The organism is Pedobacter zeae (genome assembly GCF_014196715.1).
GTDB classification, from domain to species: domain Bacteria; phylum Bacteroidota; class Bacteroidia; order Sphingobacteriales; family Sphingobacteriaceae; genus Pedobacter; species Pedobacter zeae.
This window is the reverse complement of the sequence record NZ_JACIEF010000002.1, coordinates 1,003,915-1,027,423: the sequence shown is the minus strand read 5'-3', so window position 1 is coordinate 1,027,423 and position 23,509 is coordinate 1,003,915. Positions and strand designations below refer to the sequence as shown.

Below are 23,509 nucleotides of genomic sequence, written 5' to 3'. Positions count from 1 at the left end.
AAAAACATGCCGTCAAAAGTTTTTTCATCCATTATTTTCTATACCACTGATTATTCCAAGCTGAAAAGCATGAATGGCCAGCCCAATAGAATTTTTAACCTGCATTTTTTCTAATAATTTAGCCCGGTAACCTTCTACGGTCCGCACGCTAAGGTAAAGCTGGTCGGCAATTTTTTTGTTGGTAAATTCTTTGCAGATCAGCTTAATGATTTCGATCTCACGTTCAGAAAAACTAGAATCGATTGGCTTAGTCTCCTTCTTGGCCCTGCTTTTGGCAATTACGGTAGCCAATTTGGCAGAGGTAGTTTTGCAATAAAAATTATTACCTATTGCTACTGCAGTAATGGCATCGTAAATATCGTTTTTATCGGCATTTTTAAGCAAGTAACCCCTTGCCCCTGCTTCCAACATTTCTACAATCAGATCTTCCTCGTCGAACATAGAAAGTGCAATAATACCCAGATCAGGATGAAGTTTAACCATTTGTTTGGTTGCCTCAATGCCATCCATAACCGGCATTTTGATATCGGTTATCACTACATGTGGTTTTAAATTTGTGGCCAGTTTTACCAATTGCTCACCATTACCGGCAGCACCTACCAGTTGTATGTTGTCTTTATTGCCCAGCACCATGGCCAGCCCTTCCCTGAAAACCACATGATCATCGGCAATAATAATTCTGATTTTTTCTTCGTTCATCATTTTTTATCTCCTTTAACCGGAATTTCAAAAGTGTAGGTTACTCCTTTACCGTTATTTAACAATGGCATTCTTACCGTGCCTTTCATTACTTCTATACGACTTTGCAGATTAAGCAGTCCCAGTCCGGAATTCTGCCTTACAACTTCCTGAAAATCAAAGCCAATGCCGTTATCGGTTGTCTGTAACCGCAGTACGCCATCATTTTCTTCCAAAACAATCGTTAATAGATTTGCTTTTGCATGCTTAATGGTGTTATGCAGAATTTCCTGTACAATGCGGTATACATTAAGTTCTATATCGGCTGTTAAACGTTTATTCAGGTGATGTTTAAATACAATTTTAAGCGCTCCGTTCTGTTGTATGCGGTTAATAAAATCCTGAATGGCCCATACCAATCCTTTTCTTTCAAGCATGTAAGGCATTAAATCCGTCGAGATTTCGCGCATCCGCTGAATAATGGTATCGATGTGCTTTCCTGATGAGCGGATCAGGTGCTGCATTTCGTCGGTACCCCCATCCAGGTGGGCGATCTGGAATTTTACGGTCGAAAGTAATGGCCCAATTTCGTCGTGCAGATCAGAAGCAATCCTCCGTCTCTCGTTTTCCAGTGTTTTGATTTCTGCCAAGATTCGGTCTTTTGATAACCGCCTGCTTTTCCGGTGCTGCATAATCATGGATACAATAAAATAAAGCATAATGAACCCAATAATTGCAGCAGCAATTAATACGGCATTATAAAATTCTTTTTCTTCGGTATCCATAACACGGCTAGTGCAAAAACCAGGTTGGCAAAAACATTGATAATCCGCTTAATATCAAACACATTTTCCTTAAAGATAATACTAGAACTCGAATTAAAATAAATGATTTCGATAAAAATATTAAAGGTAAAAAATACAATCAGGGCTACGCAGATCAAAAATCTCGAATCTTTTAGGATATTCCCGTCAACCAGCGTGATCAGCTTATTTAAGCTGGTGATAGATAGCATGACCAGTATAAACGAGTACACAATACGGAAGAAGCCACTGTTATCTGACAGTTGATGGAGGATAAAATAGTCTACTCCCCAGGTGACCATAATGATGAAGGCTAAAACCTGTAATACGCTTAATTTTTTGCTAAAAATATGCCAGTTGCTAAATTGCCACAGCAGTAACAATGAAGATAAAAGCAGGTAAATATTGATTATAAAGCAGGGATTAATGTGCTTCACAATCAAAACATATACGGTAATTTCGGTAAAGCAATCTAAAAAACAATAAAGCAGGAAAGGCCTGAAGGTACTGCCAATACTGCTCCACCTGAACAGGCCTATTACACAGGCCAGTAAAATAGACTGGGATAATATAAAGTTCTGGACTTGCTGCATCTAATCTTGATTATATATATTCGGCTGGCCATGGTGGTACACGCTGAGAATCGTCTAAGCTATAGGTATCCAGGTTATCATCATTGTCTTGGCTGGTATTGGCAGATAATGCCATTAATTTGGGCATCTTTTTGCCGGGTCTGGAAACCGGGCCAATGATATCGTTCCCCAAACCGTCAACGGCCCTTAGCACCAGTACAACCTGCGAATGATCGTTCAGTCCAAAGTGTACCCTTAGTCCCTCGCAACCTCTCCTGCTCAGCAACTTTGAAACGCTTTTGATGTTAAAAGTTTCGGAAAGCGGCAAAATGGCTACACGCCTGTCTTCTTCCTGCAACTCTTTTGGAATAAGTGAACTGCGGTTTTTATGGAAGCTTTCGATATACCTGTTTGCCGTTTCGAGTGGGATAAAATGTGTCCGGGTCCTGAGGTCTTCGGCCACAAATTCTTTTGCGTAACGCTTTTTTTCCATTTTTCAGTTTTGATTTAAGGTTCAGATTTACCCACTAAGTTAGCAGGCCGTACAAGTGGAGACAATAGGTATAAATACTGTTTATTATGGGTAATTACACCCCGCATTTTAAGTAATAACACACTGAATAATAGCTGCATGGCGATTATAATTTTGATTTCAATTCTAGAAAATTTATTCACCAATTAATTCTTAACAAAATGAAAAAATTAATTCAGTTCAGCCTATGGTGTGGCCTTATTGTTGGCACCCATACGGTGAAGGCACAGGTTAGCATTAAAGAAAACGGGATCTCCATTGCCCCCGGCACAAAAATATCCGCCCAGGATAAGGAGGCCGTAAACAACATTTTAAAGCAGTACGATGCATCACTTTACCAGATCAGAAGCTATGATGCGAGTGGAAAAATGACGAGTAAAAAGGGTAACCTGGCCAGGATCCAAATTACGGATAAAATATCATCCGACCTGATTAATGGAAAGGCTAACATGGTTGCCGCCGATATGACGGTACAGGCTATACTCGACAACGCTACCGATCCTACGAGGGATATTAAGGTATTCAATTCGATGCCGGCTACAGAAAAAACCAGACAACGCTTAATTTCTCAATTAAAAGTAGTGCTTTCCAAATACCAATAACGGCAGTTAAGCGCTATGGTAAGCAGCATCTGTACCAGACACAACAGGTATAAATACGGTTAAGAAAAGTAGTTCCACGCATTTAATTGCGTAATAATACACTAAAAACCGGAGCATTTACCAACCTAACTTTGGTTTCAGATTCTAGAACAATCCAATAAACAATTTAATTTTTCACCTAAAACTTAATTAAAATGAAAACTTCTTTAAAAATTATCGCACTATTCGCATTCATCTTTTGTGCACAGCTTTCAAAAGCCCAGGTAACCATCGAAAAAAACGGAATTTCTATTGCTCCGGGCACAAAAATCTCTGCTGAAGATAAAACAGCCATGAACAACATTTTAAAACAGTACGATTCCTCATTGTACAATGTAAAAAGTTATGGCTCCCGTGGAAGGGTTCTTGCCTCTACCGGTAAGTTAACCAACATCCAAACATCGGGCAAATTAACCGCCGGAGTTATTTCAGGCAGAGCCGGTAAAGCCAGTATGGTAGCGGCTGATTGTACTTTACAAATCACGGTTTGTAGTGGAAGTAACGGTACTTCAGCACAAAACGGTTCTAATGCCACCAAAGTGAACCAAGGCAGTAATGTACTTCAGCAAAGGTTAATTGCACAATTAACCACCGTACTTTCAAAGTACCAATAAGTTATTCAGTTTCTGGCTTATTTGATTCTAGATAATGATAAGCCAGAAACTTATTCAATTTTCAGCTTTTAATCAAAAAAACCGTTATGAAAACTCCTGTAAAAATTATTCTGGGCGCCGGGATGCTGATACATTACCTGCTCCTTTCTTTTATCAATATAGACACCACGCTCGATTGCATTGTGAACAACAAGGGTATTTTACTGGTTGAAATGGATCAATCTACCTATCGGCCAATCAAAAAGAAACTGGATTTGATACTGGGAAAAACGGATTACCAATTTAACGATTACCTCAATTACTACCTGGCCTATACCGGCACAGAAACAGGCTACGGTTTTTTTGCTCCAAATGTGCCCACAAGCTATAAACTTGTTTTCGAATACACGCTCAGGAACAAGCAGAAAATAATCATGATACCGCAAATAAAGAGCCATGAACTTGGGCTCAGGCTTTGTAATTATTACGAAACCATTGGCAAAACCGATATGGAAATCCTGAGAAACTCACTCATCAGGTTTATGATGCAGGAACAGATGAAGGGCCTGGAAGATGTAGTTTCTGCCAAAGCTATTTTTGGCCTCGTAATCACCCCTTCCTTAAGCCATTACACCCAATCAAAAAATAATGTTTATCAATTTATGTACGCTTATGAATATCATATCCAAAATAAATAAGATTTCAGATCATTTCTTATTTAAACCTTTGAAAACCAATGTTTTTGCTTTCTTCAGGATAGCTGTAAGCATACATTGCCTTGTTTTTGTATTGAGTATTTATGCTGAAATGCATAAGTTTTTCGGGTTATCGGGTTTTTCGAACCGCGAGGTTACCGAAACTTTTATCCGGTTGAAATTTATTCCGCGGCTAAGCTGGTTCAGTGATATTTTTGGTGGTTTGTTTAGTTCTGACGCCCAAATGCTTCATTTCATTTTATTGATCCACCTGATCTTTATTATCATGCTGCTGTTTGGTCTCTTTACCCGGTTTTCTGCCATTATCACTTTATTTATTCACCTCTGTATCATACAATCCAACACCTTCTTTTTATACGGAATGGATTATTTCACCACCATTTCCCTGTTCTTCTGCACTTTTATGCCGGTTACCGATTTTTCTTTGGACGAATTTCTGCTCAAACGTAAAACCGCCTCTCCGGAGTTCAAGAGATTCTGTATACGTTTTATCCAGATCCAGATGTGTTTTATTTATTTTTTCGGCGGCTTTCATAAAGCCATCGGTATAAACTGGTGGAATGGCGAAAGCATGTGGAAAGCTTTAACACGCCCGCCATTTAACAATTTTGATTTTTCATTTATGGCAAAGTACCCAATAGTATTTATGCTGATGGGCTGGGCTACCGTAGTGCACGAAATCCTTTATCCTTTTATGGCCTTTACCAGGTTTTTTAGAAAATATTGGGTACTGGCTATTATAACCATGCATCTTTGTATTGGTATTTTTATGGGGCTTTATCTGTTTGCCTCGATCATGATTATCTTAAATATCACTGCATTTTTGAACAAAGAGCTCGATGCAGTTTTGAACAGCTTACAGTTATTCACAACAAGAGCTTCCGGTAAAATAAAGCAGTTGCATTTTCCTGACCTTAAATTCCCCTTGCGGGTATTTAAACATATCAAAAATTGATTGATGCGGCTTACCAGGGAAATAACTGCAGCACTTATTTCCCTGGTAAGCCAATTTTATACCGATTTAACCCACCAGCACATCTTCTTTTACCACGCCATCGGCAATGTGCAGGATCCTGTTGCCATACTGTGCATTTTTTTCAGAATGGGTAACCTGGATAATGGTAATACCATCTTCCTGATTCAGTTTTTTAAATAATTCCATAATTTCTTCAGCCTGTGCCGATTGCAGGTTCCCGGTTGGTTCGTCGGCCAGGATAATGGAAGGTTGTGCAGCCAGCGCCCTTGCAATACCAACCAATTGCTGTTGTCCGCCGGAAAGCTGGTTTGGGAAGAGATCTTTTTTGGCCACCATGTTAAAACGGTCTAACAGATCGGCAATCCTGCTCGCCCTTTCCGCACCCCCTACTTTTTTGTAGAGTAAAGGGGCTTCAATGTTTTCATAAACCGTCATCTCGTCGATCAAATGATAAGCCTGAAAAACAAAGCCAATGTGATTGCGGTAAAGTTCGATACGTTTGCGTTCATTTAAAGCGGTTACATCTTCGCCCAGAAATTCATAAGAACCGTAGGTTGGTTCTTCCAGCATCCCGATGATATTGAGCAGGGTCGATTTTCCGGCACCTGATGGTCCCATAATGGAAACAAACTCGCCCTGGTTTATTGTAGTGGTTACCAAGCGTAACACATAATTTTTAACACCCTTATTGGCGTAATACTTTTCGATGTTATTGAGTTGTATCATATTTTTAGCGTTGGGCGAAAAGCGTTTGGCGCTTAGCGAAGATTTAATCGCTTAACGCCAGGCGCCATCCGCAAGTTTATTCATATTTAAGTGCGTTTACCGGGTTTGCCAAAGCGGCCCTCCGGGCCTGGATACTCACGGTTAAAACAGCAATGATGATTGAAATCACAGTAGCCAGAAAGAATGGGTATAATGGCAAATCTATACGGTACGCAAAACCATTGAGCCATTTTTTCACCACAATGTAGGCAACAGGCCAGCTGATCAGGTTGGCAATGATTACCAGAACCAAAAAGGTTTTATTTAAAAGATTAACAATCTGAACATTAGAGGCACCTAAAATTTTTCTCATGGCAATTTCTTTTGTACGGCGTTTGGCTACAAAAGTAGATAATGCGAACAAACCGAGCAGTGAAAGTGAAACAGAAACGGTACTGAAAAGCATAATCATATTGATAAAAAGTCTATTATTTTCGAGCACTTTATCAAAAGCACTATCTAAAGTGGTGTATTCCATCGGGAAATCGGGATAAGCATGTTTCCATTCAGCTTTTATTTTTTCGATAATGGCCGCACTTTTATCGCTGTTCAACCTTACAATCAGGTTATTGGTAGACGACGTACCACCCAAATGGGTTACTTTGTAAAGTGTTGGCAGTACTTCTTTATCAAAGCCCTCATTATGATAATTTCTAATTACACCAATAATCTGAAAATTAAATGTTCTATCCTGGTCGATGATTTTATAACTTTTACCGACCGGATTTTTATCGATGAGCTTTGCTGCCGCTTCGTTAAGCACCACGGTATTAACGGTATCCTGCTTATATTCTTTTGAAAAAACACGCCCCTTTAAAAGTTTTACACCCAGGGCTGAAAGTGCATCCATGCTTATGGTTACCGTGTTGAGTGAAATCTTATTACCATTATATTCTATCTCCTCCGGAACGTTAAAGGCATTTCCCATTACCTGGGTGGTAGTAGCTACATACTGTACGCCGGGAATGCGTTTGATCTTCTCGGCAAGGTTTTGATCGTAGCCTGACCGTATATTGATAAGGTTGCTCCGTTCGAAACCTAAATCCTTATTATAAAGATAATTGGTTTGAAGATGCATTACACTAATGGCGATAATAAAGGTTACCGAAATGATAAACTGAAAAACCACGAGTACATTACGTAAAATTATACCTTTTAAACTGCCGCTGTAATTACCTTTTAGTACCGATGCAGGATTGTAGTTAGATAATATCCAGGCCGGGTAAAAACCAGCCAATAACGTTACCAGCGTAAAAAGGCCTAATAGCTGCAAAAGTATATTGAAAAGATTTGCGTTATGCCAAAAACTAAGCTCAACATGAAACTGGGTGTTGAACCAGGGCAATAATACCTCAATCAATATCACAGACAGGAACAGGGCAACCATACTCTGTAATGCGCACTCCAACAAAAACTGACCGATCAGTTGTTGTTTATAGGCGCCCATTACCTTTTTAACCCCAACTTCTTTAGCACGTTGAACGGACTGGGCAGTTGCCAGGTTCACAAAATTAATAATCGATACCAACAGGAGAAATACACAGATGGCTATTACCGGCTTTAATTTTTCAAGCCAGCTTATCTCAAACGGACGGTTGCCATGAACTTCTGCTAATGGAATTGCTTTCAGCTGGAGGTATTTACCATTTGCAAAATAACTTTTGTAGTCAATTTTTCTAAGTGGCGCTGTTGACTTTTTATAATCGACATAAACCTTTTTAAGGGTCTGGTTTAAAAGTTCAGGATCGGCTTCTTCATTTACCCTTGCGTAAACCTGGCAATAATTGCTGTTAGTTGGGTTATCAGGATCTTTATCCTTATTCCCTGTACGCATAATGGCAGTAAAACCCGCAGTTTCGGGTGTTTCAGGATCTTCTATCACGCCGGTTACGGTTAAATCTGTACCTTCATCTCCTTGCCAGGCAACTACTTTGATCACTTTGCCCAGCATATTCCCTTCGCCAAATATTTTTCTGGCCAGACTCTGCTTCAACACAACCGATTTTGGTGCTTTTAACGCATTATTTTCGCTGCCTTGCAAAAACTTATACTTAAAAACATGAAAGAAACTGCTATCTGCATCTTTCATCCTGTAAACTGTAATAGGATCGGCATTGCCTATTTTAACAGAATTACCGGTTCTAAAATCCCAATCGGGGTCCACTTTTGTAACAGCAATTACCTGTGGCACCTTCTGGCGGATGAGATTGGCCACCCGGCTTTCGTTCGATTCCTGCAGATGTTCCTTATTATCGGGTGTAAAAAAATTGTGTCGCTCCCGGATCTGATAAACATTTTTAAGCGCCGGATCCCAGGTATCGTAGCTCTCTTCATGGTTAATGTATAACAGCATTAATACAAAAGCCGTTAAGCCGATGCCCAAACCGCCAATATTGATGGCCGCATAAATTTTGTTTTTAAACAGGTTGCGCAATGCAATTTTTAAATTCAGTTTAAACATGTTAATTAGGTTTAGCGTGAAGCGTTTGGCGCTTAGCGTAAGCATTACGCCAGGCACCATCGCAGGTTGTTATTCGTATTTCAAAGCACCAACAGGATTTGCTTTTACAGCACTATTTGCCTGAAGGCTTACCGTAATAATGGTTAACAAAATGGTTAAACCTGCACTCATTGCAAATGGTAAAAGAGGCAAATCTATCCGGTAGGCAAAGGTTTCGAGCCATTTTTTGGTTAAAATATAGGCGAGTGGAAACGAAATGATGTTGGCCATTACCACCATAACCAAAAATGTACGGTTGATCAGTTTGAAAATCTGCAGGTTACTTGCACCCAGGATTTTCCTTACAGCAATTTCCTTGATTTTGCTGTTTGTAATGTACTTCGCAAAGGCAAACAGACCGAGCATCGCAATAAAAACGGTGAGCATTGCCGCCGCAAAAAATACTGACTGTAGTTGTTCCTGTTTTTTAAACAAACGTCCGTACATCTCGTCTAAAAACTGGTAGCGGAAATTATCGCCATCCAATCTGTTGATTTCAGGCCACTGCGATTTAAGCGTATTCAATACTTCCGACATTCTGCTTCCTTCTATCTTGAGCATAATTTCTGTTTTAGGGTTTCCGCAAGGGTCGTTTATCGAATAAATGGTCGGCTCTACAGGTTTTTCGAAACCAAGGGTTTTAAAATCTTTTATTATCCCTACAATTTTATACGTTTTATTCTGACAGCCTTTGATAGATTTACCTATCGGATGGGTTAAACCATACTTGGCTACGGCAGCTTCATTTAGTATGGCAGAATTTACGGTATCGGTTTTAAACTCCCTCGAAAAAGTCCTTCCCTCTTTAATTTTGATGTCAAGCGTTTCGAAATAATCAAAGTCTACACCGGTAAAAGTCAAACTTTGTTCTTTGCCATCAACGGTGTAACTGTTTTTACCTCCGTCAGAACCATCGGGAATGGTGTTGGCTACCGTAACTGATTTTACACCGGGAATTTTAGATATCCTGTCCCGTATCGGATCAAATTTGCCGGGCGAAGCGAAATAAGCAAGATTTTTAATGTACACTACCTGCGCTGGCTTAAAACCAACATCCTGAGTACGCATATATGTTAACTGTGAGTTGATGATCAACAAACCTGTAATAAAAATAACCGCAATACTGAATTGAAACACCAGTAAACCATTTTGTAGCCAAAAACTTTGTTTGCTCTTTTGGAAATTACCTTTTAACACCAGGGCCGGTTTAAATCCGGATAAAACCATAGCCGGATACACACCTGCAATAAGGGTAATGAAAATCAAAATTAAAGGCAGTTGCCATAACAGGGCGCTATTGGCGGTCCAAATGGAAAGATTTACCCCAAACAGGTTATTAAACCTTGGCAAAATAATTTCAGCGATAATCAGTCCCAAAACAGTAGACACCAAACATTGGATAAGTATTTCTGTTAAAAACTGCAACGAAAGCTGAAAACGATAGGCACCCATTACTTTTTTAACACCAACTTCTTTGGCTCTCTTGGCAGCCTGCGCAATGCTGAGGTTCGTGAAATTGATACAGGCAATCACCAGGATCAAAATACCTAATACCGATAAAGCCATCAGTATTTTGTAGCCGATGCCCGTACCGGCTTTTGGTTTTAAGTGTTGATTTTTCAGGGGATCGAGAAATGCTGAGGTAGCCTTAAAAGTCTCATGATTAGGATCCTCATCGGCTTTTATCATTTCCCTTTTATAAATAGCATTCACTTTTGCCTCAAGGGCCTCGATATCGGTTCCCGGTTTTACCTGTATGTAAGTATTATAGTTGTTATATCCATACCCTTCACCCAAACCTACCTCTTTTACTACTGAAATGGCATCGAAAGCAATGTTGGAGTGTGGATCAGCGTAAACGCTTCCACTCAATTTAGCGGTCATGCCCGAAGATCTGCTGCCAAGACCAACTAATTCGGGCACCCCATTTTTATTGTTGGGGAAAAGGGTTTTATAATTTTCATTGCTCAGGTAAAACAGGTTTTGGGTGGTACTTTCCGGTTTAACCAAACCATTACTGGGTTTAATATTGAACATTTTTGCGGCTTCATAATCCAGGTACAGGCATTTGCTTAAAAAAACAACCGCATTTTTACTCGTAACAGGTATCTCAAAAAAGCTCACTTTCATGGTTCCAACCGAAACCACTTCTGGCACCTCAGCTTTAATCGTTTTACCTAATGGCGGAGAGGTATAATTGGTTTTAAAATCAGGTAAATTCCTCCCGATGATGTAAATTTCGTTGTAATTAGGATTTGCCCTGTCGAAACCTGTTTCGAAAGTAAAATACATGGTAACGATAATGAACGCGGCCAGTGCAATGGCTAAACCACCAATATTTATTGCGGTGATTACCTTGTTCCGCCAGAGGTTACGGAGTGCGATTTTCAAGTTTAAGCTGAACATAAGGCTTAGGATTTAGTGTAAAGCGTTTAGCGATTGGCGAAATAAACGCTAATCGCCAAACGCATAGCGCTTGTCTTATTCGTATTTAAGTGCATCAACAGCATTGGCTTTAGCTACTTTAAACGTTTGCAGACTAACCGTTAACAGGGCAATTACTACCGATGTTAACAAGGCCAATAAAAAAGGCCATTGATTAACTGTAATTTTATAATCGTATTTCTCGAGCCATTTGGCAAGTGCAATGTAAGCTACCGGAATAGCAATGATGTTGGAGATAACTACCAGCTTCATAAAGTCTTTGTTCAATAAGATCAGGATATCTGAAAGATTGGCGCCCAGCACCTTCCGGATGCTGATCTCTTTACTCCGCTGCTCCGCAGTATATAAAGCCAGCCCCAACAAACCAAGGCAGGAGATAAAAATCGCAAAGCCGCCAAAAATGTTCGAAAGCGCACTGAGGAGTCGTTCGCTACGAAGTTTCTCTGCCATACCCTGGCTCACCATTTTTACTTCAACCGGATAAGCAGGGTTTAAATTCTGACTGATTGCTTTGATCTTATCGACCGAAGCAGAAAGTGCTTGTTTAGGATTAAGCTTAAGCAATAATACCTTGCTGGTTTTAACATTGTAATAGTAAACAGTTGGCTGTATTTTTGAAGCAAGCGATTCATTAGAATAATCCTGCACCACACCTACAACTTTAAGTGGTGGGTTATCGCCCCAGTGGATAATCGTACCGACAGGATTTTTTAACCCCATGGTTTTGACGGCGCTTTGGTTGAGCAAAAGTGATGTTGCGGTATCAGCCGGAAATTTAGGATCAAAATCCCTTCCCTCGATAATTTTTACGCCTGTAGTTTTGGCAAAATTAAACCCTGTACTTCGGTAATTGAGGATAGATACATCATTTTTGGGTTTACCCGGCCATTCGAAATCGCCGGTAATAGAGCCACCGCTGGTAAACGAACTGGCATATTCGGTTGCCGCTATTGTTGCTCCGGCTCTTTCGAGTTCGTTTTTAAAAGTCTGCAATTTTTCCGGCTTTGTCCACTCGCCTTCCAGGTCTATCTGTGCCAATGCAGTTTCGTCAAAACCCAGCGGTTTATTTTTAAGGTACTGGATCTGGCTATAAATTACAATTGCAGAAATAATCATGCAGATGGAAAGGCTAAACTGTACCACTACTAAAGTTTTCCGGATAGATAACGAACCTGTGCCCCCCTTAAAGCCTTTCAATACTTTTACAGGGATAAACGACGACAGGTAAAATGCAGGATAGCTGCCTGCAAGCAACCCGGTAAACAACACCATAAATAGCAGTACGGCCCAAAATGCAATCGAATTATAATTGATATTAATCGAAATATCGAGCAGGTTGTTTAAATACGGTAAGGTAACTTCAAGCAATGTAAAAGCAATGATCATGGCCAAAAACGACAATAGCAACGATTCGACCATAAACTGCCCCATGATGGTGTTACGGGTAGACCCTAAGGCCTTACGTACACCGACTTCCCTTGCACGTTTTTCTGATTTCGCTGTAGAAAGGTTCATGTAATTGATGCAGGCAATAAACAAAACGCAAACAGCCAGAAATACAAACAACCTTAGCTGATCTATTTTCCCTCCAACTGCTTTGCCGTTATCGAAATCATCGTATAAATGGAATTTGCTCAATGGGAAAAGAAAAGGCTCGTAAGTCATTTGTTTTAAATCGGGTTCTTTATTTACAATAAAGTGTTTTAAAGCTGCATTTGTAGCTTCCAATGAGGCATTATCTTTTAGCTGAAATAAGGTTAAACAGGTAATGGTACCCCAACCATATTCTTTTTCAGAAGGATTTTCCTGCTCCAAAAAAGCCCAGGGCTGAAGCAGATCGTACTGCATCGTCTGATTTTTAGGCAGGTCTTCGATAACAGCACTCACTTTTAAATTAACCCGGTTATCGTACTTAATAAGTTGCCCAACCGGATTTTCATCACCAAACAGTTTTTTAGCTGTTGATTGGCTGATCAGCACATCATTCGGTTCGCTTAATGCGGTGTTCGGATTACCATAAATAAATTTATGATCAAGGATTTTCAGGAAATCGGGATCAACGTTCATTCCCGATAATTTAAAATTGTGCTGGTTATGACTATAGAGTTTCTGGCCGTTATTCATCGATATCCGTGCAGCACTTTTAATACCTGGTAATGCTGAAACTCCGGCCTTGGCCAGTTTATTGGGCACCGCCATTGTGGTAGCCAGTTTGCCGTTAAATTTCAGATTCAACGCCGCAAAATATACCTTATCGGCATTTTTATAGTGCTTATCAAAGCTCCATTCGTAATATACATACAGTAGCAACATTAAACAACAGGCCATGCCGATTGCCAGGCCACCAACATTAATTAAAGTAAAGCCCTTGTTTTTCCAAAGGTTACGTAAAGCTATTTTTAGGTTTAATCTGAACATAAGGTGTAGGTTTAGGGTTTAAGGTATAGGGTTTAAGGTTCGGGCGCCTTAACCTTACGCCCTCAACCTTCTAACCTTTCACCTTATTCGTATTTAAGTGCATTAACAGGATTTGCATGAGCGGTTTTATAAGCCTGAAAACTAACAGTAATCAATGCAATCAATAATGTTCCCAGTCCGGCTAGTGGCATAATCCACCACGATATATTGGTATGGAATTCAAATTTCATCAGCCATTTGTTCATCAAAAAGTAGCTTAACGGAATTGCAATCACGATCGATACCAAAATCATCTTAACAAAAGAGAAAGATAACAACTGCATCAGGTTGAATAACGAAGCGCCCAGTACCTTACGTACTCCAAACTCTTTTGTTCTTTGCTCTGCATTGTAAGCCACCAGGCCAAAAAGCCCCAAACAGGAAACAAAAATGGCCAGACCACCAAAAAGATTAGATAGGATACCCAGCGTTTTTTCGGCATTGTACTTTTCGGCATATATGTTGTTCAGGAAATTAATCTCGAGGGGATAAGCCGGGTTTAAAGCTCTGGTTATCCTGCTGATGGTTTCTATATTACGCTGAATACTGTTATTTTCGTTTAAACGCATGGTAATATTCCCCGTTTGTTTCTGATCAAAAAACACCACCATCGGGTTATTCGATTTGTAAGGAGAATCCCAAACATAATCGTCGAAAACACCTATGATATGGAATTTATCTCCAAAAATGGTAACGGTTCTGCCTACCGGATTTTTATATCCAAAAACCTTAACAGCTGAAGCACTTACCATCACAGCGCTGGTATCGGATGCGAATTTTTCTGAAAAATCCCTGCCGCTGGTTAATTTGATGCCATTGGTTTTGATAAAATCGTAAGTGGTGATTACCTGGTTGAACAATTGGTTGTTGGTGGCCTTCAACATTCCCTCCCATTCGATACCTGCAAAATTACGGCCGTGATGTGATAAACTTACCGACGATTGGAACATTGAACTAACCGCTCCGGATTTCAGCAATTGCGTGCGCAACAGTTCATATTTGGTTTTGAGCTCGCCATCCTGTGGCATTTCTACGAGCGCATTTACATCAAATCCTACCGGCCTGTTTTTAATATACTGAATCTGTTTATAAATCACCAATGTGGAAATAATCAGGATGATGGCAAAACAGAACTGTCCCACTACCAAAACCTGTCTTAAACTGACCGAAAAGAGACCTTTTGATTTAATCTTCTTCTTTAATGTTTGAATAGGATTAAAAGACGAAAGGTAAAAGGCCGGATAACTGCCGGCAATTAAACCTGTTGCCAGTACGATCCCTAAAATACCCATCCAGCTGCTGCCATTGAAATACGAGATGTCCAGTTTAATGTTCAACAGGTTGTTAAAAGCTGGCAAAAAGATTTCGAGAAGGGCAATGGCAAAAATCACCGCAATAAAAGTGAGCACCATCGATTCGGTTAAGAACTGAACAATTAGCGAGCTACGGTTAGCACCAATGGTTTTCTTTATCCCTACTTCTTTTGCACGTTTTTCTGATTTGGCAGTTGCCATATTCATAAAATTGATGCAGGCAATCAACAGGATTCCGAAAGCCAGTCCAACAAACAGGTAAATCTGTTCTATTGCACCGCCAACACTTTTACCATCTTCAAACTTACCGTATAAGTGTAATTTGGCCAATGGAAACAATACCTGCGATTGCTGGTTATTGGTGTTATTCTTTTTTTCGATCTGATTTATTTTTTGGTTAACCAGGTTTAAATCTACACCGTTTTTTAACATCACAAGTGTGATAAAACTATAATTGCTCCAGTTAAGATCTTTCGCGCCGCGGTCAATCGATTCGTATAAACTCCATGGCATTAAATAATCAAATTTATTTGAGCTGTTATCAGGCTGATCTTCAATCACCCCTGTAATATTAAGATCAATCTGGTCTTTAAAACGCACAATCCTGTTCAGTACATCGGTGCTTCCGAACAATACTTTAGCAGTTGATTCGGTTACAATAACCGAATTTGGATGATTTAAAGCAGTATTGGCATTGCCCTGGATAAAATGATAATCGTACATTTTAAGAATGTCGGGTTCAGCGAATTTGGATTGGCGTTTGAATGCATTCTGTCCGTTGGCAATTAAATTTTTGCCGCCGTAATCCATTCTTGCCATATACCTGAGCTCTGGCAAACCCTGCCTAATTGCCGGGCCAAATGCCGTAGTTGATCCTTCAAATGTTCCTGAAATTTTGCCGTTATCGCCGGGAATATTGGTCATTGCGGTATAAACATCGGCCGAATTTTTGGCCTGTTTATCAAAGTTCCATTCGTACGTAACATACAACAGCAAAGTTAAACAGGCAGCCAAACCGATGGCTAAGCCCACTACATTAATAAATGAGCTTACTTTGTTTTTCCAAAGGTTGCGCAGTGCGATTTTTAAGTTTAATCTAAACATTAGGTTTAAGGTTTAGGGTATAGGGTTTAGGGTTTTGGCGTATTAACCTTACGCCTTCTACCTTAACCCTTACACCATTATTCATATTTTAATGCATCTACCGGATTTGCCTTCGCCACCCTGGCTGATTGAATACTTACCGTAAGTATGGCAATGATGACCGAAAGACTAATTGCAGCTATAAATGGTAAGGCAGTAACAGCAATGTGGTATTCGTATCCCGAAAGCCATTTGGTAATGATAATGTAGGCCAATGGGAATGCAATTACATTCGCTACAGCAACCAGTTTAATGAAATCTTTGTTCAATAAGGTAAGGATGTTGGCAGTACTGGCGCCCAAAACCTTGCGAATACTGATTTCTTTTTTTCGCTGCTCGGCCGTAAATAAAGCTAAACCGAGCAAACCCAGGCAGGAGATAAAAATGGCAAAACCACCGAACCAGTTTGATAGTGTGCCTAAAAGTTTTTCGTTCTGGAACTTAAATTCGAAATTTTCATTCACAAATTTAATTTCATTCGGAAAAGCAGGATTTAGTTTTTTTACAATTTCATTTATGGTATTCACAGATGAGCTAACATTGTTATGCTCATTTAACCTCATTATTATGGTGCTTGCTGCCTGCATGTTTTGTGCGATAATTAATGGTTTCGGGCGCTGATAAGGCGATTCCATTACATAATCTTTAACTACACCAACAATGGTTAAAGGCTGATTCCAGCTGATCACTTTGCCAACAGGATTTTTCATGCCCATCACGTTAACTAATGCCTCGTTTACTAAAACATTTGCAGTATCTACCCTGTCTTTAGAGAAATCGCGACCAGCAAGAATTTCCATTCCTGTCGTTTTAGCCAAATCAACGGTCGTAAATCTATAGTTTACCAATATTTTTTCATTCTCGTCTTTACCTGGCCAGCTTACCCCATAGGTGTTATTACCACCGGCGGTTAACGATTGGCTGTATTCTGTAACGGCAGTTACGGCACCGGATTTTAGAAGTTCATCTTTAAGGATATTGCGTTTACCCGGATTGGCAAACTCGCCTTCAGCAGGAACCTGAATAAGGTTACCAACATTATAACCAATTGGTTTATTCTTGATAAAATTCAACTGCTGATAGATAACAGCTGTACAAACAATCAAACATGCGGCAAACACAAACTGAAAAACGACTAAATACCTGCGAATGGACAACGATGAACCCCCAGAAAGCTTAAATCCCTTTAATACTTTGACCGGATCGAATGATGAAAGGTAAAAAGCCGGGTAGCTGCCTGCGATAATGCCGGTTAATAATGTTAATCCTAAAAATACAGTCCAGAATTTCCAATCAGCATAATCTATTTCTAAGGAGATCCTCAACAGGTTATTGAAATAAGGTAAGCTTACTTCTATTAACACAAAAGCAACCAGCATACTGAGCAAAGTAAGTAAAATCGATTCGAACATAAACTGACTTACCAGGCTATGCCTTGAGGAACCAATGGCTTTTCGAACGCCCACTTCGCGGGCCCTTTTTTCTGATTTCGCAGTAGAAAGATTCATAAAATTAACGCAGGCAATTAACAGAATACAGAAAGCTAAAAGAAAAAATATCTTTAACTGATCTATCTTACCCCCTACGTTTTTGCCATTTTCGAATTTTTCGTATAAGTGCCATTTTGATAATGGGTGTAAAAAAGGTTCGCCATTCGAATCTTTTTCATTGGCCTTAATCATACCATGCATTTGACTATTAGCTTGTTCGAAAAAGGAATTGTCTTGCAGCTGAACAAATAAGATGCAGTAATTAGAACCCCAACCACTTGTTTTTGTCCAGGGGTTTAATGTTTCATATAGCCTCCACGACATTATATAATCCAATTCTAGGCTACTGTTTTTAGGCCTGTCTTCAATTACACCCTCTACCTTTAAATTGAGGTTGTTTTCGAGTTTTACGATCTTATTTAAGGGATCTTCATTACCAAAAAGATTTTTTGCCAGAGTTTCGTTTAAAATTACGCCATCGGGATTTTTTAAAAAAGTATTAGGATTACCTTTTAAAACCTTGTAATCGAATATTTTCAGAAAGTCTGGATCGGCAAACACAGCACTTTTCTTAAAATTATTCTGATGGTAAGAGAGCATTTTATATTCCGGATAAGATAACCTCCCAACTTTCGCAACACCCGGAACTTTAGTACGTACTTCGTTTTCCATTAAACCAGGTACCGCAAGAAAACTGAAAATTTCTTTTGCTGTTTTCTGATTATTATAAACCAGGTAGGTTTTGTCGTAATCGGTAAATTGTTTATCGTAACCGTACTCATAGGCAACATAGAGTAACAAAACCATACAACTGGCCAGGCCAATGGCCAATCCCCCAATATTAATCAGAGAAAAGAGCTTGTTTTTCCAAAGGTTGCGCAGTGCGATTTTTAAGTTTAATCTAAACATCAGGTTTAAGGTTTAGGGTATAAGGTTTAGGGTGTTGGCGTACTAACTTTACGCCTTCTACTACTTGGTCTTATACCTTATTTATATTTAAAGTATTAATTGGGTTTAGGACTTTAGCGTATCAACCTTACGCCTTTTAGCTTAAACCCCAGGTCTTATTCGTATTTTAAGGCATCAACGGGGTTTGCTTTTGCTACTTTAACAGACTGTATACTAACAGTAAGTATGGCAATAATCACCGACAAAGAGATAGCTACCACAAACGGTAATGCAGATATCGAGATGCGATACTCAAAAGCTGAAAGCCATTTATTTACAATGATATATGCCAATGGAAATGCGATGAAATTCGCAATCGCTACCAATTTTATAAAATCTTTATTTAGCAGCACGAGGATATTACCGGTACGTGCACCTAAAACCTTACGGATGCTGATTTCCTTTTTACGTTGCTCTGCCATAAAAAGCGCCAGACCTAATAACCCCAAACAGGAAATGAAAATGGCAAACCCCCCAAACCAGTTGGAAAGTATGCCTAAAAGTTTTTCATTTTGAAATTTCTCTTCAAATGTGTCGCTCACAAACTTTCTGTCGACCGGGAAATTAGGCTCAATCCCCTGCACTATTTCATCAATTTTGGCTAGCGAGCTACTGATATTTGCCGAAGGGTTTAAGCGCACTAAAATATGCGATGCGCCACTCCTGCTACTGGTATAAAATAACATAGGAGCTACACTTTGATAGGCAGATTCGACTACAAAATCTTTCATTACCCCAACCACAGTTAAATCGGTACCCCAGAATTTAATTACGGTGCCTAACGGATTTTTAAGTCGCATTACTTTTACTGCAGCCTCATTGAGGATAACCGAATTGGTATCGGCCGGGTATTTTGCTGAAAATTCCCTTCCTGCAATAAGTTCGGTACCGATAGTTTTGGTAAAGTCGTAACCAATTCCCCTCTGGTTGAAAAGAATATCATCTTTCGGATTTTTTCCGGGCCATGAAACCGAGGTGGTGTTATTTCCGCCTTCACTAATGCCACGGCTAAAAAAACTTACATTGGTTGCTGCTCCCGATTTAATGAGCTGCTCGCTAAGCAGATTGCGTTTACTTTCAGTATTTAAATTCCCCTGAACAGCAATCTGCACTAAATTTCCTTTATTGTAGCCAATAGGTTTGTTCTTGATATAATTAAGCTGCTGATAGATTACCGTTGTACAAACGATGAGGCATACGGCAAACACGAACTGAAAAACGACCAGTACTTTACGGATTGAAACAGATGAACCTACTTTAATATTAAAACCTTTAAGCACTTTAACGGGCTCGAAAGAAGAAAGATAAAGTGCCGGATAACTCCCTGCGACCAAACCGGTAAACACCATTAAGGAGAACAATACCGTCCAGAATTTCCAATCGTTGTACGCAATTACCAGGTTAATATTTAGCAAATTATTGAAATATGGCAAACTGATTTCGGCCAGTGCAAATGCCACAACAGTTGCCATAATGGCCAGTAAAACCGATTCGAGTAAGAATTGCGCAACGAGCGATTGGCGCGAAGATCCAATGGCTTTTCGCACGCCCACTTCTTTTGCCCTTTTCTCAGACCGTGCGGTAGATAAATTCATAAAATTAACACAGGCAATCAGTAAAATACAAAAAGCCAGCAACAGGAAAATCCTTAACTGATCGATTTTCCCCCCTACCGATCTGCCATTTTCGAAATCGCCATACAAATGCCATTTATCCATCGGAAACAATAATGCCTTATTGCCGTTATCCTTCTGGTTGCGGGTGTAAATTCCTTTTATTTCTGAATTAGCTTTATCATAAGCATTGGTATTTTGCAGCTGTACCAGTGTTAAGCACATGTTATTGCCCCAGTTTTTATCCCTGACCCAGGGCTCTCTCTTTTCAAATAACGACCAGGGCATCAAATAATCAAACTGGATGCTGTTATTGGCCGGCACGTCTTCAATAACGGCTTCTACCTTTAATACATCAGTATTATCGAGTTTTACCGTTTTGTTGATCGGGTCTTCATTGCCGAATAATTTTTCGGCGAAAGATTTGGTTAAAACAATACTGTTGGTTTCCTTTAAAACCTTATCTGGGTTCCCTTTGATGAATTTATGATCGAGGATTTTAAGAAAAGAAGGATCGGTAAATATGGCCTGATCTTTCAGTTTCTTTTCCCCATAGGTAATTAAATAATCGCTTGGATAGGTAGAATGCGAAGTATAAGCTACTCCTGGTATTTTTTCCCTTACTTCATCAGCCATGGCACCTGGAGTCCAGGCCCAGCTAAAAATTTTTCCACTCGCTTCCGAATTGTTATAAACAACATAGTTTCTTTCATGATGGCTGAATTGCTTATCATAACTCCACTCATAAGTAACGTATAATAACAAAACCATACAGCTGGCCAAACCAATGGCCAATCCTCCAATATTTATCAGCGAGAATCCCTTGTTTTTCCAAAGGTTGCGTAAGGCTATTTTCAGGTTTAATTTGAACATATTTTTTATGGTTTAGCGTTCGGCCTGAAGTGATAAAACACTAATCAGGGCAGCGCGCAGGTTTTATTATTTTAGCTATCAATTTTATTTTCTGTGCCGGTCCAAAATCTCCCCATCCGGGGAGGATTATTGGCGGCTATCATTAACTAAACTAAAATTTTATAAAGTGTAAGGTTTAGGGCTGAAGGTTTAAGGTCTGAATACTTTACCTTGTACCCTAAACCTCTATATCAGTTCTTCGTTCCGGCTTTTATTGATCTTTTCTGATATCACATGGCCATCTTTGAGGTTAATAATCCGGTTAGAGAAACTCGCATCGTGACTGGAGTGAGTAACCATTACAATCGTAGTACCGGTTTCGTTCAGCTCACAAAGCAGTTCCATTACTTCGTTACCATGCGAGCTATCCAAATTTCCGGTAGGCTCATCGGCCAAAACCAGCTTAGGTTTGGTTACCAATGCCCTTGCCACGGCTACACGCTGCTGCTGCCCGCCCGATAGCTGCTGGGGAAAGTGTCCGCTACGGTTTACAATGTTCATTCTTTCGATGATTTCATTGACCAGTTTTTTGCGTTCGCCTGCAGCTATTTTATTGTAGATCAGCGGCAATTCGATGTTTTCGAAAACGGTTAGCTCATCGATCAGGTTAAAATTCTGGAAAACAAAACCCATGTTTCTTTTACGGAAATTTGAGCGTTCTCTATCATTTAATGTTAAAAGTTCCGTATCGATAAACTTATAGCTTCCGCTTTCAGGCTTATCCAATAAACCCATTACATTTAACAGGGTAGATTTTCCGCAGCCTGAGGGGCCCATAATGGAAACAAATTCGCCGGCAGCAACCTGAAGGTTTATTCCATTGAGCGCTGTTGTTTCTACCTCTTCAGTTTTGTAAACTTTTTCCAGATTTTCTATTTTAATCATCGTATCAAGTATTTTTATAGTAGTTAGTACTTAGTATCAAGTGTTTAGTATCAAGTATTTAGTATCAGGTATCAAGACCCGATTATATTAGTATTATTTTTATAGCCCATTTTTTTTAAAAACGCCAAACGCCAAACGCCAAACGCCAAACGCCAAACGCCAAACGCCAAACCCCGAACGCTCACCTATTTATTAATATCCACCTGATCATACTGGTTAAACTGGTCGTACGACGAGGTAATCACTTCATCACCCTTTTGCAAACCATCCAATATTTCGTAGTAGAGGTAATTTTTTCTGCCAATTTTTACATTTTTCTTAACTGCCTTTCCATTAGTTACTAGAAATACCCAAGAACCACCCGTACTTTGGAAAAACTGCCCCTGTGCTAAAAGCAGCGATTTGCTATTATCCGATAAGGTCAGTTTAGTCTGTAATGACAAACCACGGCGCAAACCGTCGGGAGCAGCACCTTTGAACACCATTTCAACCTGGAACTGGCCTGAAGTCACTTCAGGAATCACCTTGCTTACCGTTAAGTTATAGGTTTTGCCGTTAAATTCGCAACTCGCCGTCTGCCCTTCTTTAACCCTGTTGATATAGTATTCATCTACACCTGCCTGAAGTTTATACCCCTGTAAAACATCGATTTTTCCGATCATTTCGTTAGCATTATACGATTTACCGATTACGGGATCATAAGACGACAATTTACCCGAAACAGGTGCTTTAATCGTCATGTTTTCGATGTTTTTACGGATCATTTCCAAACTTTCGTTCATCTGCCCCATCGATTGATCGATCTGAGCCAGTTGCATTTTTCTGCTCTGGTTTTCCTGTTTAACTGCCTGACGCACAATTTTCAGTTTGCCCTGGTAGTATTCAAAGTCCTGACTCGATTTATTAAATTCCTGTAGCGTAATTACTTTTTTGGCGAAAAGTGAGCTGTCTAATCTATACTGGCGTGCCGCCGTTTTTAAACTGTTTTCCACATCTAAAACATCCTGGTTTAATACCCTCTGGTTCTGCTCCAGATCCAACCTGGATTTACGTAACTGGTTAATTTGTTCGGTGGCAGCTGTTTGGCCGGAGGTATAACTTAACATCGCGTTTGAGTTGGAGATTCTTAATAACGGAGTGCCCTTAACAACAGAAGCACCGTTTTCGGTAAAAATTTGGGCAACCGTACCCCCTTCTGAAGAACTTACAATTACCGAAGTTAAGGGAACAACGCTGGCATTTAAGAGAACCACATCTTCAAAATCTCCATATTCTACTTTACTGATTGTTAACTTATCGGCATCGGCGCTATAAACTTTTTTTAGGGATAAAGTATAGCCATAAATCACAACTGCTACAAAAGCAATGGTACCACCAATAATTAACAGGGTCTTAGTGCTAAATCTTTTTTTCTCTATTTTTTTATCCATGTGTTCGGTTGCAAGTTTGGTTTCCTTCATGCCAAGCTTGTGCCAAAGGCAAAAACACAAATAAATTATTGATTATCAATTATTTATATTTTTAACA

At 39.6% G+C, this 23,509-nt stretch carries 17 protein-coding genes; 4 read left to right on the top strand and 13 right to left on the bottom strand.

Features of this window, described 5'->3' with window-relative positions:
* Positions 1-24: 24 nt before the first annotated feature.
* From GGQ60_RS10925 to GGQ60_RS10910, 4 genes are read right to left on the bottom strand one after another with little or no spacing between them, the layout of a single operon-like run.
* Entirely contained in the window at positions 25-702 is a 678-nt protein-coding gene (locus GGQ60_RS10925) for a response regulator transcription factor (protein ID WP_229685017.1), read from the bottom strand.
* Positions 699-1,463: a sensor histidine kinase gene (locus GGQ60_RS10920; RefSeq protein ID WP_183763600.1), complete on the bottom strand. Its 765-nt coding sequence runs from the start codon at positions 1,461-1,463 to the stop codon at positions 699-701. Before GGQ60_RS10920 ends, GGQ60_RS10925 begins: the two co-directional genes overlap by 4 nt.
* Positions 1,424-2,074, bottom strand: a complete 651-nt coding sequence (locus tag GGQ60_RS10915; protein WP_183763597.1) for a hypothetical protein — start codon at positions 2,072-2,074, stop codon at positions 1,424-1,426. The genes GGQ60_RS10920 and GGQ60_RS10915 overlap by 40 nt, the downstream gene beginning before the upstream one ends.
* Before the next feature lie 10 nt (positions 2,075-2,084).
* Entirely contained in the window at positions 2,085-2,546 is a 462-nt protein-coding gene (locus tag GGQ60_RS10910) for a hypothetical protein (RefSeq protein ID WP_183763594.1), read from the bottom strand.
* A 200-nt stretch (positions 2,547-2,746) separates the two neighbouring features.
* On the opposite strand from GGQ60_RS10910, the gene GGQ60_RS10905 reads away from it, so the two are divergent.
* The 4 genes from GGQ60_RS10905 (at position 2,747) to GGQ60_RS10890 (ending at position 5,490) form a co-directional block, all read left to right on the top strand.
* On the top strand, positions 2,747-3,187 hold the full coding sequence (locus GGQ60_RS10905) for a hypothetical protein (protein WP_183763591.1): 441 nt from the start codon (positions 2,747-2,749) through the stop codon (positions 3,185-3,187).
* Between the two features lie 194 nt (positions 3,188-3,381).
* Positions 3,382-3,840 (top strand): hypothetical protein, encoded by a 459-nt coding sequence (locus GGQ60_RS10900; protein ID WP_183763588.1) that lies wholly within the window; start codon positions 3,382-3,384, stop codon positions 3,838-3,840.
* Between the two features lie 86 nt (positions 3,841-3,926).
* The gene (locus GGQ60_RS10895; RefSeq protein WP_183763585.1) at positions 3,927-4,517 is read left to right on the top strand and encodes a hypothetical protein; all 591 of its coding nucleotides are present in this window, start codon (positions 3,927-3,929) and stop codon (positions 4,515-4,517) included.
* Positions 4,492-5,490, top strand: coding sequence for an HTTM domain-containing protein (locus GGQ60_RS10890; RefSeq protein ID WP_183763582.1), 999 nt, complete (start codon positions 4,492-4,494; stop codon positions 5,488-5,490). Before GGQ60_RS10895 ends, GGQ60_RS10890 begins: the two co-directional genes overlap by 26 nt.
* A gap of 66 nt (positions 5,491-5,556) precedes the next feature.
* Here GGQ60_RS10890 and GGQ60_RS10885 read toward each other — a convergent pair whose 3' ends face one another.
* The 9 genes from GGQ60_RS10885 to GGQ60_RS10845 all read right to left on the bottom strand — a co-directional run bounded on the left by GGQ60_RS10885 (position 5,557) and on the right by GGQ60_RS10845 (position 23,412).
* Entirely contained in the window at positions 5,557-6,237 is a 681-nt protein-coding gene (locus GGQ60_RS10885) for an ABC transporter ATP-binding protein (protein WP_183763578.1), read from the bottom strand.
* A 76-nt stretch (positions 6,238-6,313) separates the two neighbouring features.
* Positions 6,314-8,737 (bottom strand): ABC transporter permease, encoded by a 2,424-nt coding sequence (locus GGQ60_RS10880; protein WP_183763576.1) that lies wholly within the window; start codon positions 8,735-8,737, stop codon positions 6,314-6,316.
* Between the two features lie 69 nt (positions 8,738-8,806).
* A complete protein-coding gene (locus tag GGQ60_RS10875) occupies positions 8,807-11,167 on the bottom strand; it encodes an ABC transporter permease (protein WP_183763573.1) in 2,361 nt (786 codons plus the stop codon).
* Between the two features lie 90 nt (positions 11,168-11,257).
* A complete protein-coding gene (locus GGQ60_RS10870; protein ID WP_183763571.1) occupies positions 11,258-13,639 on the bottom strand; it encodes an ABC transporter permease in 2,382 nt (793 codons plus the stop codon).
* 83 nt (positions 13,640-13,722) lie between these two features.
* Positions 13,723-16,095, bottom strand: coding sequence for an ABC transporter permease (locus GGQ60_RS10865; RefSeq protein WP_183763568.1), 2,373 nt, complete (start codon positions 16,093-16,095; stop codon positions 13,723-13,725).
* A 77-nt stretch (positions 16,096-16,172) separates the two neighbouring features.
* A complete protein-coding gene (locus GGQ60_RS10860; protein ID WP_183763565.1) occupies positions 16,173-18,533 on the bottom strand; it encodes an ABC transporter permease in 2,361 nt (786 codons plus the stop codon).
* A gap of 155 nt (positions 18,534-18,688) precedes the next feature.
* Entirely contained in the window at positions 18,689-21,058 is a 2,370-nt protein-coding gene (locus GGQ60_RS10855) for an ABC transporter permease (RefSeq protein ID WP_183763562.1), read from the bottom strand.
* A 225-nt stretch (positions 21,059-21,283) separates the two neighbouring features.
* Entirely contained in the window at positions 21,284-21,982 is a 699-nt protein-coding gene (locus tag GGQ60_RS10850; protein WP_183763559.1) for an ABC transporter ATP-binding protein, read from the bottom strand.
* A gap of 185 nt (positions 21,983-22,167) precedes the next feature.
* On the bottom strand, positions 22,168-23,412 hold the full coding sequence (locus tag GGQ60_RS10845; RefSeq protein WP_183764783.1) for an efflux RND transporter periplasmic adaptor subunit: 1,245 nt from the start codon (positions 23,410-23,412) through the stop codon (positions 22,168-22,170).
* Positions 23,413-23,509 lie beyond the last annotated feature (97 nt).